This window comes from Martinezella tropici (assembly GCF_003287875.1).
In the GTDB taxonomy this organism is placed as follows: domain Bacteria; phylum Pseudomonadota; class Alphaproteobacteria; order Rhizobiales; family Rhizobiaceae; genus Rhizobium; species Rhizobium tropici_C.
Window position 1 is genome coordinate 29,550 of record NZ_QMKK01000045.1, and the last position, 13,019, is coordinate 42,568.

A 13,019-nucleotide genomic window follows, 5' to 3' on the forward strand; every position below is an offset into this window, starting at 1 on the left:
ATCCTGCGCCGCCTCTCGTTGTTCGGCTTCACCCGGTATCAGCACACCTTGCGTCACCGCGGGAAAGCTTCAGCATCGATCGACGTAGCGGTTCCCGTCGCGGTCGCGGTAGTAGCAGCGGCCCGGTTGTCCCGCGACATTGCCGATCAACGCGCCGGATACGCCGCCGACGGCAGCACCAACCGCAGCGCCGCGAATATTGCCCGTTGCAGCGCCGCCGACGACCGCACCCGTGGCGGCGCCGATGCCGGCGCCTTGTTCCGTCGACGTGCAAGCCACCAACAACAATCCTGCACATCCGATGGCGATGAACCTGTTCATTTGAATTTCCTTCCCATTTCGCCTTAGAGGACTGGTCTACTCCTTATGCCGTCATGGCCGTGCAACAGGGCGGGTATTGGCTCCGGCCGGCCGGCCCGGCACAGTGGATTCATCAAACCACGTCACCGGCCGGAAGTTCCGACCGAGTTGAAGGGGGGCGCCGTCGGACTTGATATTTCAATGGATATTCAGGCAGGTGCCATGCTTATCCAGGTTGCTTCAGATACCTCACCGAAGTACCCGCGTCGCATCTCGAACTGGCGGATGGGCTACATGTACATGCGTTGCATGCAGCGGATTCATTGCGGACCCGCATCAATCGGATCATTGACGCGTTAGGAATAGAGCGATGAAAGAGTGGTTCCGGAAGACGTGATTCTTTACTTCGAAATGTCGAATTTCCGGCGAAAGCTGTCATACATATTCTCAAACATCCACGACTTCAGTGACATGCCGTCAGGAAACCGATCGAGATTTGCGAAGGTCACGGCCATAAGCTCCTGTACGAGATCCTCCGCATCGGCCGGATTTTTACAGAGCGCCTGCGCTAACGATCGAAACGTAGGCCCTAGCTCCTCGATTTCAGCCTTCAATCGACGATGTCGGGAAATATTCGTCACGATATTCTCTCTCACTGACTCATGCGATTGTTCCATCGGTTTTCATCGGGACGCATTCGCGCCAGCCCCATATTTTTTTAACGGGTATGATCCTCGGCTTGTTCCTAGGTGGCGAAAAAATGGAAGGATCAGCACCACTTGCAAGGGTGCGCGGACCTAGGCAGGTCACGAGCCTGCAGGACTGTGGGAGGCAAGAACCCTAAACAGCATCTGCTATCGATAATGACTGTTTTCGTGCCACTTATAACATCGAAACGATCCATCGACGGCGAGGTTGCCCGGCAAGCTTCGACAGCTTCCGCGAGCCTTCCGTACAGATAAACCCAAGGTTTGCGAGCGCCACAACCTGCTGCACGCCGATGTCCTTTATGGCGACACGGCACGTTTCATTTGGGATGAGGGTGACCGCCAACGGTTCTGCCAAGATGGCTTTCCTTGCCCTGCGCCGCATCGGAAGACAATCCACCTTCCATGCTGCGCAGCAACTCCAATGCCCTTCGCTTCTCCTCGGAGTCGCCTCGACTGAAGTGGGCTAAGGCCGTCAACGTGGTGAGGTGATGAAGCTTGTCAAAATCCACCACGCCCCCTCGATAGAGCTTGATCAGCTCTGAAGCGAAAGCCTCACGGCTAACTTCGTTCAGATCGAACCATGGCTGGGCTATTACGACATCGAAGATCTTTTGGAGGTCATCGATCTCTTCAGGCTGGAGTACTCCCTCCACGAGGTGATGGTAGTTGCGCATTGCCGCCTCCGGGAAGATTCGCAGTCGCCTCCATTGCCAGGCGCAACCGGAATGAATGCGAAACGACCTTGCCTGTATATCAAACCGAGGCACTACGCGAAAGTCGCAAGGGGAAGCGAATAAGCGTGTGGAACGGAACCGAGCGCAGCAGTTTCGCGAGAGTATGGTGGTGCCTTTGCGCCAAGGGCCGGCGGAGTTTTTCCCTCCCACTCCATCGGGATACATGACATAGTCAATGGCCAGATGCAGCTGGAGCATTTTTCGATGCCGCGAGAAGCCGTCTGGACGCTGATTTTGTTTGTTCTCCTCATAGTGAGCGCCGCGGTCGGCTCGATATTGCGCACCAGATTGCCGGCCCCGCACCGTGGTACCGAGACGATAGATTTCCTTCGCGTCGTGACGGCCTTGCTCGTGACGTTTGCCGCCCTTGTCATGAGCCTGCTTCTGGCATCGGAACTGACCGCATTCACGACGGCATCCCACGATCGCAACCGCTATGCCGCCGGTCTGGCGGAAATGGACGTCTGCCTCAAAAACTACGGCGCCGCATTGGATGGTGAGAGGCAGCTCCTGCGCAGCTATACCGCCGCCGTCATCGCCAGCACATGGCCGGGAGAGCCGCTTCCGCCGGGAATGACATATCCGGACGTATCAAAATTGCCTTTGATCGGTGAAGCACCCAGTCTGGGGGCACTTCTGAACACCATAGGGCTCGGCATTGCCCGCCAGCAGCCAAATGATCCCCTGCATCAGATCCTTGTGGCCCGTTGCAATCAGCTCTTCGGCAACCTCATGGTCGCGCGGTGGACCGTCATAGAAGATGCGCACGGCTCGCTTTCGGCGCCGTTTCTCGATGTCCTGATCTTCTGGCTTATGCTGGTATTTCTGAGTTTCGGTCTTCAGGCCCCCAGAAATCCGCTGGCGGGCTCCATTGTCGCCGTCGCCATCGTCTCGGTGGCGAGCGTCATGTTTGTCATCCTGGATCTCGATCTTCCCTATGGCGGCCTTTTTGGGATTCCGAGCACGTCCATGCGGCATGCGCTCGCCGATATGCTGGCGCCATAGCGATCTATTAACGGCTAATGCCATAATGATCGACGGCACAGCACAGCTCGCCGAAGGAAATCGCTGCTGCTTACGCGGTCTGCCTGGGCCGCCAGCGCAGCAGATGGGCCTCCAGCGCATAGGCAAGGCGATTGAGGGTGAAGCCCACGAGACCCAGCACGAGAACGCCGACCATGACGAGCGCCATGTCGAAACGCTCGCGGCCGGCAATGACGAGACCGCCGACGCCCGGGCCGACCGCCAGGAAATATTCTGCCTTCTCATAGTTGAAGAACAGCAGCAGCGGCGACCCAGAATAGGTGTATGTGGTGGCATCGACGACGAGATTGGCATTACCCTTCAGCCGCTCGATAACGGCATCGGGTTGAGCAGCAATAGTTGTTGGAACTGACGGCGATTGATCGACATAGGCTTCGCTCCGATGATTTAGGCGGCGGGGCACAGCGTCCCGTTGCAAAAATGATCGCTGTGAATGCCTGAAATCCAAAGGCAGTTTTTCTAGCAGTTGACGAAAGCAATGCTTCGCGCCATGCGGCAAATTGTAGAAAAGACGAAAATTCCGATTGCCGATGCCGAATGACCCCGCCTGAAACGGCCGGCGATGGCTTTTTGCTGGAAGCGTTTGGTTCGCTTGCCAAACGTCTTTCCTGGCCAACAAATGTACAGATTGTAAAAATTTCGAATTCCCCGATAACGACAGAAACTCCAGACATTAGTAATTTATTAATTATAGTCCTCGTCGGAACTATATTTAGAGACGAGGAAAAACACGGCACGTGTTCAGTACAGCCGTCGCGGCTATGTTTGTGTATCATCGTAAAAGTGGAGAGTTCTATGAATATGCCGCTCAGATATACGAATTTGTATTCGAAAAATTCCGAACGACGCACCGTTCTTGTTGCTGGCGGCGCCGGTTTTCTAGGATCTCATCTCTGTGAGTGGCTATTGCGGGATGGCTGTCAAGTCATCTGTGCCGACGACTTCTCGACCGGACGCACGGAGAATTTGCGGCATCTGCTCCGCTACGACGCCTTCAGCTTCGTTCGTCACGATGTCGTCAATCCCATCGATCTGCCGGTCGACGAGATCTATAATCTGGCCTGCCCCGCCTCACCTGTGCACTATCAGGCGGACCCGATCCATACGATGAAGACGTGCGTTTTCGGGTCGTTGAACCTGCTTGAACTGGCGGCCCGTCACCAGGCTCGCATATTCCAGGCTTCCACCTCGGAAATCTACGGAGACCCGCAGGTGCATCCCCAGCCGGAACGCTATTGGGGCCATGTCAATTCGTTTGGCCCGCGCTCCTGCTATGACGAGGGAAAGCGCTCGGCCGAAACGCTTTTCTATGACTTTCATATGAGACATGGCGTGGACATCCGGATCGCACGCATCTTCAATACCTATGGGCCTCGCATGCGTCCTGACGATGGCCGCGTCGTTTCCAATTTCATCGTCCAGGCACTCAAGGGGCAGGATATTACCGTCTACGGCGACGGATCGCAGACGCGCTCGTTCTGCTATGTCGACGATCTTATCGAGGGCTTCGTTCGGCTGATGGGCAACCCGGCCGCGCTTCATTCGCCGATCAATCTGGGCAATCCGGCGGAATTCAGCGTCCGCGAGCTTGCCGAACAGGTCATCGCGCTGACGGGCTCGCCATCGAAACTTGTCTACAAGCCGCTGCCAATCGACGACCCTCGCCAGCGCCGCCCCGACATCACGATTGCAAAACGGGACTTGGGATGGGAGCCCACAGTCGCTCTCTCTGAAGGTCTGAAGTCGACGGTCGCCTATTTCGAACGTCAGCTTCATCGGCAAGGCAGCGAACTCGTAGAGGTCATCTGATGTCTACGCGCACCATCCTCGTCGCGGGCGGTGCCGGCTTCATCGGCAGCCACACGGCAAAGCTTCTGCACAGAGAGGGTTACGAACCGGTCGTCTACGACAATCTTTCCACGGGCCATCTTGAATCGGTCCGCTGGGGACCATTCGTAGAGGGTGATATTCTCGACACGCCTTGCCTGGTCGAGGCCATCAAGACATACCAGCCCGAAGCGATCATCCATTTCGCAGCGTCCGCCTATGTCGGTGAATCGGTCGAAGAGCCGGCGAAATACTACGCCAACAACGTCAACGGCACGCATTCGCTTCTGGAAGCCTGCCGCACCACCGGTACCGACAAGCTCATCTTTTCATCGAGCTGCGCCGTCTATGGCATACCGGAGCAACTGCCGATCCGCGAATGTGAGCCGCAGCGTCCCATAAATCCCTATGGCCGCACAAAGCTCATCGCCGAACACATGCTGGCCGATTATGCGGCAGCCTACGGGCTTCGCTACGTCGCGTTGCGCTATTTCAATGCGGCGGGAGCCGACCCCGAGCAGGAGCTCGGCGAATGGCACACTCCGGAGACGCACTTGATCCCCCGCGCGCTGCTCGCGGCGACAGGCTCCATCGACTGTCTCGAGGTCTATGGCGACGATTACGATACGCCGGACGGCACCTGTGTGCGCGATTACATCCACGTCATGGATCTGGCTCGCGGCCACGCTCTCGCCGTCAAATATCTGATGGCGGGCGGCGCCAATCTCGCCATCAATCTCGGAACCGGCCGCGGCACGTCGATCAGGGAGGTCCTGGACGCCATCGGGCTTGCCTCGAAACGCTCCGTGCCGGTTGCGATGCGCCCGCGCCGGTCGGGTGATCCGCCGGCGCTCTATGCGGCGTCGGATCTTGCCGCCGAAAAACTCGGCTTCCAACCCCTGTACTCCGATATCGGAACCATCATCCGAACGGCAGCTCCATTCTTCGGATTGGAGACGCAATCATGAGGATGCCCAAGATAAACAGATCCGCCGCACAGGACGAGCCACTGATGGTTCCCATCCTCTCTGGCTATCGGCGTACGGAATATATCGCCTGTGCCACGATATGGTTTGCGGCACTCGTTTATCTTTGGTGGTGGTGGCTCCTGCCGGCTCACCATGTCGATCCGCTCGGATCCATTCTGATCACCACCGTTCTGGCATGGACAACCCTTCTTCCGGTCTATTTCGTCGCCGTATTCTATCGTGCGCGGAAGCCAAACGGGCCGTTACGCCTGCCGGCAGGCAGCCGGGTGGCGATGGTTGTGACAAAGGCACCGTCGGAACCGTTCGATGTCGTTGCCCGCACCCTGGAAGCCATGCTGGCACAGGAGGTGCCGCACGATACCTGGCTGGCCGACGAGGATCCCTCACCTGCGACGATCGGCTGGTGCCGCAGGCATGGCGTTCAATTGTCCACCCGCGAGGGGCGGGAGGATTATCACCGCAAGACATGGCCGCGCCGCACACGCTGCAAGGAAGGAAATCTCGCCTTCTTCTATGACCATTACGGCTATGAACGTTATGACTTTGTCGTCCAGCTCGATGCCGATCACGTGCCGAGCCAGGACTATCTTTACCAGATGCTGCGCCCGTTCGCCGATCCTGCGATCGGTTACGTATCCGCGCCCAGCATCTGCGACAGCAATGCTCGCGAGAGCTGGTCCGCGCGTGGACGCCTTTATGCCGAAGCAAGCATGCATGGATCGCTGCAGGCCGGCTTCAACAACGGCCTGGCGCCGCTCTGCATCGGCTCACACTATGCCGTCCGCACTGCAGCTCTGAAAGATATCGGCGGCCTCGGGCCTGAACTCGCCGAGGATCATTCGACGACGCTCATGATGAATGCACATGGTTGGCGCGGCGTTCATGCCATCGATGCCATTGCCCATGGTGATGGTCCACGTACCTTTACCGATCTCATCACGCAGGAATTCCAGTGGTCGCGCAGCCTGATGATGATCTTGCTGCAGTATTCGCCCAAATTGCTTCCCTGCCTCCCCCCTCGGCTGAGGCTGCAATTCCTGTTCTCGCAGCTCTGGTACCCGCTGTTTTCGCTGTTCATGGCGCTGATGTTCGCGCTGCCGATATTAGCACTCGCGGGAGGACGGAACTTTGTCAATGTGTCCTATCCCGATTTCCTGCTGCATTTCCTGCCGCAATCGTTCCTGCTGATCGCGTTTGCCTATCGCTGGCGCCGTACCGGCACGTTCAGGCCGGTGGATGCCAAGATTCTCAGCTGGGAAGTCACGCTGTTTCTGTTTGCGCGCTGGCCATGGGCGCTTGCCGGCACAATTGCAGCAATACGGGATTGGACGACCGGATCTTTCGTCGATTTCCGCGTCACCCCGAAAGGCACGTCCAATGTCGATCCACTGCCCTTCCGCGTGCTTGCGCCTTATGCACTTCTGTCTCTCGTCTCCATCGTACCTGTCCTGATGGTTCGCGATGCGGGAGAAACGAGCGGCTTCTATATCTTCGCAACCATGAATGCGGCGATCTACACGCTGCTGCTATCGGTGATCATTCTGAAGCATGCGCAGGAGAATACCATCTCCATGAGCAGCCGCTTCTATCGTCCCGCCGTTGCAAGCGCAATGCTCGTTCTCGTCGCCCTGCCGGGGCTTGCAGCCAGGGAGCGCGGTGCCGAAGGAGTACTGTCGCTGACGTGGAGCACGAGCGGCTATGCCCTTTTCGTGGAGCGCTCGTCGGTGGCGGGGGCGGGCGTCAGCGGACGCAAGCTGCATCGGATCATGTTCGATCCGCATTGGCATGATGCCAACGCAATGACGGAAGTTCCCAGCAGGAGGGGCGCATAGGCGCAACAAACCATGAAGATAGCTGTTGTCGGAACGGGATATGTGGGTTTGGTCAGCGGCGCCTGCTTCGCCGAGTGGGGCCACACCGTCGTTTGCGTGGACAAGGATCCGCCCAAAATTGCCGGTCTCCGCCAGGGCAGAATGCCGATTTACGAGCCGCACCTCGACGAAATGGTCGAACGAAACTGTGCGTCGGGACGGCTTGATTTCACCTGCAACCTCGCTCGGGCGGTCAAGGAAGCGGCTATCGTCTTTATCGCCGTCGGCACTCCGCCTCGCACCGATCGGGGGGAACCCGATCTTTCCAGCCTCTACCGCACGGCGAGCGACCTTGCGCCGTTGATAGCCGACGACACGGTTGTCGTCGTCAAATCGACCGTGCCCGTCGGCACCGGCGACATGGTGCAGAAGATCATCGGGGCGACACGCAAGCCGGGCACGTTTTCCGTGGCCTCCAACCCGGAATTCCTGTGCGAAGGCGTTGCGGTACGCAATTCGCTCGCGCCGGACCGTGTCGTAATCGGGGTAGACGACGAGCGTGCCTATAAGCGCCTGCTGGAACTCTACGCCGACCCGATGGATCTCCAGGACATACCGCTTGTGGTGACGGCGCGGCGAACTGCGGAATTGATCAAATATGCGGCCAACGCATTTCTGGCGACGAAGATAACCTTCATCAACGAGCTTGCCGATCTTTGTGAACGTCTGGGCAGCGATGTCGAGGAACTGGCACTCGGGATAGGATTGGACAAGCGCATAGGCACGACCTTCCTGACGGCAGGTCCCGGCTTCGGCGGATCCTGTTTTCCAGGGGATACGCTCGCTCTTCTGCGAACCGCACAGGACCATGGGGTCGCGCTGCGCGTCATCGAAGAAACCGTTGCGGCGAATGACGCCCGCAAGCGGCGCATGGCGCTCAGGGTCGTCGAAGCGCTTGGCGGCAATATGGACGGCCTGACCGTCGCCGTTCTCGGCCTCACATGCAGGCCCGACACGGACGACATGCGCGAAGCCCCCTCGGTCCCGCTGATCGAAGCGCTCCAGCGCTTTGGCGGCCATATTCGAGCTTATGATCCAATGGGCATCGAGAATGCCGCGAAGATCCTCGATGACGTGGTGTTTTGCGACGATCCTTATGACTGCGCGCGCAATGCCGATGCAGCGGTCGTCATGACGGAATGGGCAATCATCAAGAACCTCGATCTGATCCAGCTCAAGGCGAATATGCGCCAGCCCATCCTGGTGGATCTCAGAAACGCCTTTCGCAGGGACGCCGCCGCACAGCTCGGATTCCGTATTTCGACCATCGGAAATTCGGCCAGCACAAAGGGCGATGTCCGAAGCATGGCGAGACAGAGGAACAAATCCCTAGGGACCGCCAAGGTCATACCAATTGCTATGGGGGAGAAAGACAATGGCATCATCATATAACAAGCCGAGCCCTCTGGTCCGCGCAAGCGCGGCGACGCTTGCCGCCGTCATCATCCTCGGATCTGTCGCGTCAAGCAGCGCGGCGGCCGCGGGCAAGGACCTCAAATTGCCGGTCGACGCTCGCCCCATGACGGCGTTCGAACTTTACCAACTCTATCGCGACAAGAGCTGGCAATGGCCGGATGGCGCCGGGCAGATGCAGGACGCAAATCGTCGTTTCGCTGCCTGGGTCGACGGCAAGGAAGGCAAATCCTGGGCCGAAGGCCGTTGGAGCGTAAGCGATGCCGGCCGCATGTGCTTTGAAGCGACCTGGTACGCGGCGAATGGCAAATTCCCGGCCAAGACCTGCTTTCTGCACCGCATTCTCAATGAAACCGTATACCAGAAGCGCGAGCCCGGTGGGACATGGTTCATATTTCGCCATGCCGCGGCCAAAGACGCCGACGAGGCGAAAAAGCTGATCGCCAGCGATCTGGTTACTGAACGACTGAGCATCGTGAAAGCCACCTTGAACACGAGCAAGGCCGAACTGAAGAAGGAGGCAGTCCAATGAAAACGGCATTCAAGTTTACCGCAGCCGTCGTTTGCTTCGCAGGTTTGTCCGGAGCGATCTACGCCGCCAACAATGGTCTCGAAACGGCGGGCGGCAGTCAGAACATGTTCCATGACAAGAGGCCGATCATCACACCGCAATCGCTGCCATCGGGCGCATACGATCCGAACGGCGATTTCTCGAATGACCCCAATCCCAAGATCGAGCATCTTTTCCTTCCCTGGGAAGATGTGGATCTGGCAACACTTGGGGTCGCCGACAGCTATGCGCGCCAGCGCGGCCGCTCGCTGCTGATCACAGTCGAGCCCTGGTCCTGGGCACGCAACTGGCGCGTCACGCCGGACGATCTTTTCCAGGGGATCGTGGATGGGCACTACGATGCGAACATGGCATCGATATGCTCGGCCGCCGCCAAGCTAAAGCAGCCCGTTACCATTCGCTGGGCCCAGGAAATGGATGAAAAGAACGGGCAGTTCACCTGGGCCTACTGGAACCCGGCGCAATATGTGAAGGCGTATAAGCACGCCATCGATGTCTGCCGCCGCCATCTTCCGTCCGCCAAATACATGTGGTCGCCGATGGGCAAGGAAGGGCTTGAAGCCTATTATCCGGGAGATCAATATGTCGATGTCGTAGGCCTCTCGGTCTTCGGCTACCAGCCTTTCGACCAGCGCATGCTTGGACGCGACTCGACCTTCGTCGAGGCGACCAAACCAGGCTATGACCGCGTCAAAGCTTTCGGAAAGCCGATCGTGATCGCGGAGCTGGGCTACCAGGGAAATGAAGCCTATGTCCATGCCTGGGCCGAGGAAGCCGCCAAACCGCATGACGAGTTCAAGAATATCGTTGGAGTGGTGTATTTCGACGATCGCGAGACCTACCCGTGGCCTCATGGTCTTGGACGGCCGGACTGGCGTGTTGTCAGCCCTCTGTTGAACTGAAACAACAACAAGAATGGAGGCGAAGATGTCTCTTGCAAGGTTCTTTATATCAGGTGTAGCCCTATCGATGTTGCTGTTGGGTGGATCGGCACATGCTGCGAGCCGGCAGCATGCCGATTGGATAATCGAGCGCTCTGCCATTCAGGCAACATCGATAAGCGCCTCGGACGTGCGGAGCCTTTACGGCGGCCGGTCGTGGATTTGGAAAGATGGTGCCGGCTATTTTTCGGCCAAGCAAGGCAGCTTCATGGCCTGGTCGCATACCGGCGCCGAGAAAACTTATGCCAAAGGCACCTGGTATGCGACCTTCAACGGCAAGTTATGCATGAAGGCGCGTTGGCAGAGCAAGAAATACGACGTGGAAAAGACGTCCTGCTTTTTGCATCGCGAGAAAGACGGCATCATCTACCAGAAGCGTCTACCGGACGGAAAGTGGTATGTATTTCGTCACGATCCGCCGAGACATGACGACGAGGCAATGAAACTGCGCAAAAGCAACTATGTCAGCCGGCACTTACCTAGCTAACCGGATGCAGAGAAGATGTCGAGCACGCGGGATCGATCGACTATGACGACACCATCAATTGAGACATTCGGGACCGTTCTGGCAATGGGATCAATTGCCAGACGGTTTCAACTGTTCAACGATTGTAGCAATGCGAGGTGCGTCCAAAGCCGCTCGGCGTGCAGATATAGGGTGCGCCCTTGAAATACTCGTCGGCCGAAACCGTTGTCCTCTTGCGGATCTGACCAGTCCCATAAAAGTACATGTTGCTTTCGCTTTTCTTCATGTACAGGTCGATGGTCTTGTATTTATATTTATCCAAGGTTGCGGAAACCGCGTTTTCTGCAGGATAGGCAAGAAAAAGGGTGCACAAGCAAACAGAAGTCAAGCTTGATACAAGACGAGAAAGATAAAACTTCGGCTCAATTGGGTTTACTACCATTTGCTTACTTCCATGTCCTCTATGTTTCGTTTCTACATCCATTCAAATTATTTCGATCTCTCGATAAAACTCTTGAAACTATTAGAGAATAATGTTTAAGTAACCGTTACGAGTATTGAAGTAAGGTTTGCGGCAATGCGACCCTCTCGGGTATCAGTTTTGCGTTCCTTGCGATGGCCGCCGGAGATCATCACCCGGGCAGTTTGGCCTTCTGCCAAGCTGCTCGTCGCGCTGTCGAACAGAACTGTCCGCCTCATCAAAGATGAGGACGCAACCTGTCGTGCGTTTATCCCTCTCTCTTCCTGTTACAATACGGAAACAGATTCGTTCCGGCATGAAAAGTTGGAAATCAGGCTGGATCTCACGAGAAGGCGGCTAATCCACAAACAAATGTGGTTTTAATATGATCAACTGGTGTTGGGGCCAGCTGCAGAATTTTCAAGAGGCGCGCTGCAGCCGCGGCAAGTACAACACGCCATGTAGTGTCGAGGGATCGCTACAATGATGTGGGGCAAAGCAGATATTTCGTTTGAACAGCCCAAGGCTGTCGAGCGCCGGCGCTGGCCGCGCTCACCTCAGGCACCGCTTTACAGCGAGCTTCCCGAAACAACGGAGCTGGCGTCGCTGCCGTTTTCAACGGAGGAGCTGCGCCCCGATCGACAATTTGCAGCCTGGCAGGAACGCATGGCTCCGCTGGTCGATATGCGGCTGCAGAACCAAGCAAAAGCGTGCGAGCCGTTCGCGGTTAAGCAGGTCGTATGGAACCTCGAAGGAGTCTTGCTCATTCAACAGGACACTCCGGCATTCAGTTTCGAACGCTCCCCCGAAAAGGTGCGCTTCAGCTCGATAGATCATTGGCAGATCACCTTCCTGCGCACTGGAAAGACATGGACGAGCGTTAACGGCAAGGTTGTCGAAAACGAGCCCGGCATGATGGAAATCCGAATGCTGGGCTGCCCCTTTTACGGACGAACCTCGCCGGCGCAATCCACGACGCTGATCCTGCCATGCGATCTGTTTGCCGCCTATGGCGGACTGCCGAGCGCCAGCAGCAATATTGTCCTTGGAGGCCCGCGCGTCTCGTTACTTTCGAGCTACATGGATTTCCTCGAAGTCAATCTCCTTCGCTTGACCAGAGATGATCTTCCAGGCGTCAGGAACCAGCTTCGCGAGATGGTGTTCCATACGATCTCTCCCTTGGTCCACAGCGAGATCGACGGCGAGATATCGCAAAGCGGTTTGATGACCCGGGCAAGGCACTTCATTCAGAACAACCTGGGCTCCGCAGAATTGACGCCGGAAACCGTGAGCCGCGAATTGGCGATCTCGCGGACGCGCCTTTACGAGCTCTTTCAGACCTCGAGCGGAGTGCTCAACTACATAAGAAGAAGACGGCTTCTGGCCGCGCGCGCCGCACTCAACGATCCCGCCGATGGCCGGAAAATCGGCGAAATCGCCAGCCAGTTCTGTTTCGAGTCCGCCGCCAACTTCTGCCGGGCTTTCACCCATGAGTTCGGCTATAACCCAAGCGAAGTGCGCAGGCATTCGCGCGATTTCAAGACGGAAGCGCCATCGCGCACGGCTATGGTCTCAAGCTTCGATAACTGGCTCGGTACGCTTGGTCTTTGACGATAAAGACCGACAGCGACGTCGCAATGTCCTGCCTTGCAAAGCCAGGAGCCTGTTTGATATCGTCGCCAAGCGTGATATG

At 57.2% G+C, this 13,019-nt stretch carries 13 protein-coding genes and 1 pseudogene; 9 read left to right on the forward strand and 5 right to left on the reverse strand.

Going from position 1 to position 13,019, the window contains the following annotated elements; translation table 11 throughout:
- Window positions 1-69 precede the first annotated feature (69 nt).
- From DQ393_RS19860 to DQ393_RS19870, 3 genes are all read right to left on the reverse strand, one after another.
- A complete protein-coding gene (locus DQ393_RS19860; RefSeq protein WP_112343456.1) occupies window positions 70-321 on the reverse strand; it encodes a YMGG-like glycine zipper-containing protein in 252 nt (83 codons plus the stop codon).
- A gap of 380 nt (window positions 322-701) precedes the next feature.
- Window positions 702-941, reverse strand: coding sequence for a sigma factor (locus DQ393_RS19865; RefSeq protein WP_181592391.1), 240 nt, complete (start codon window positions 939-941; stop codon window positions 702-704).
- A gap of 386 nt (window positions 942-1,327) precedes the next feature.
- Window positions 1,328-1,684: a hypothetical protein gene (locus DQ393_RS19870; protein WP_181592392.1), complete on the reverse strand. Its 357-nt coding sequence runs from the start codon at window positions 1,682-1,684 to the stop codon at window positions 1,328-1,330.
- A gap of 264 nt (window positions 1,685-1,948) precedes the next feature.
- Between DQ393_RS19870 and DQ393_RS19875 the strand changes: the two genes are divergently transcribed.
- Window positions 1,949-2,749, forward strand: coding sequence for a hypothetical protein (locus DQ393_RS19875; protein WP_112343498.1), 801 nt, complete (start codon window positions 1,949-1,951; stop codon window positions 2,747-2,749).
- Window positions 2,750-2,819: 70 nt separating this feature from the next.
- On the opposite strand, the pseudogene DQ393_RS19880 reads toward DQ393_RS19875, so the two are convergent.
- Window positions 2,820-3,005, reverse strand: a pseudogene (locus DQ393_RS19880) (ABC transporter permease); the annotation flags it as partial.
- 578 nt (window positions 3,006-3,583) lie between these two features.
- Between DQ393_RS19880 and DQ393_RS19885 the strand changes: the two are divergent.
- The 7 genes from DQ393_RS19885 to DQ393_RS19915 are packed head-to-tail and all read left to right on the forward strand — an operon-like array spanning window position 3,584 to window position 10,887.
- Window positions 3,584-4,597: a UDP-glucuronic acid decarboxylase family protein gene (locus DQ393_RS19885; protein ID WP_112343458.1), complete on the forward strand. Its 1,014-nt coding sequence runs from the start codon at window positions 3,584-3,586 to the stop codon at window positions 4,595-4,597.
- The gene (gene galE / locus DQ393_RS19890; RefSeq protein WP_112343459.1) at window positions 4,597-5,583 is read left to right on the forward strand and encodes a UDP-glucose 4-epimerase GalE; all 987 of its coding nucleotides are present in this window, start codon (window positions 4,597-4,599) and stop codon (window positions 5,581-5,583) included. The genes DQ393_RS19885 and galE overlap by 1 nt, the downstream gene beginning before the upstream one ends.
- A complete protein-coding gene (locus DQ393_RS19895) occupies window positions 5,580-7,436 on the forward strand; it encodes a glycosyltransferase family 2 protein (protein WP_112343460.1) in 1,857 nt (618 codons plus the stop codon). The genes galE and DQ393_RS19895 overlap by 4 nt, the downstream gene beginning before the upstream one ends.
- Before the next feature lie 12 nt (window positions 7,437-7,448).
- Entirely contained in the window at window positions 7,449-8,867 is a 1,419-nt protein-coding gene (locus DQ393_RS19900; RefSeq protein WP_112343461.1) for a UDP-glucose dehydrogenase family protein, read from the forward strand.
- The gene (locus DQ393_RS19905) at window positions 8,851-9,420 is read left to right on the forward strand and encodes a DUF995 domain-containing protein (protein ID WP_112343462.1); all 570 of its coding nucleotides are present in this window, start codon (window positions 8,851-8,853) and stop codon (window positions 9,418-9,420) included. The genes DQ393_RS19900 and DQ393_RS19905 overlap by 17 nt, the downstream gene beginning before the upstream one ends.
- Complete coding sequence (locus DQ393_RS19910) at window positions 9,417-10,361, forward strand: glycoside hydrolase family 26 protein (RefSeq protein ID WP_112343463.1); 945 nt, start codon at window positions 9,417-9,419, stop codon at window positions 10,359-10,361. The genes DQ393_RS19905 and DQ393_RS19910 overlap by 4 nt, the downstream gene beginning before the upstream one ends.
- 13 nt (window positions 10,362-10,374) lie before the next feature.
- Window positions 10,375-10,887 carry a DUF995 domain-containing protein gene (locus DQ393_RS19915; RefSeq protein WP_245430409.1) on the forward strand — a complete coding sequence of 171 codons (513 nt, stop codon included), beginning with the start codon at window positions 10,375-10,377 and terminating at the stop codon, window positions 10,885-10,887.
- A 115-nt stretch (window positions 10,888-11,002) separates the two neighbouring features.
- Here DQ393_RS19915 and DQ393_RS33220 read toward each other — a convergent pair whose 3' ends face one another.
- The gene (locus DQ393_RS33220; protein ID WP_146758991.1) at window positions 11,003-11,350 is read right to left on the reverse strand and encodes a hypothetical protein; all 348 of its coding nucleotides are present in this window, start codon (window positions 11,348-11,350) and stop codon (window positions 11,003-11,005) included.
- Between the two features lie 459 nt (window positions 11,351-11,809).
- On the opposite strand from DQ393_RS33220, the gene DQ393_RS19920 reads away from it, so the two are divergent.
- Window positions 11,810-12,937 carry a helix-turn-helix domain-containing protein gene (locus tag DQ393_RS19920; RefSeq protein ID WP_112343464.1) on the forward strand — a complete coding sequence of 376 codons (1,128 nt, stop codon included), beginning with the start codon at window positions 11,810-11,812 and terminating at the stop codon, window positions 12,935-12,937.
- Window positions 12,938-13,019 lie beyond the last annotated feature (82 nt).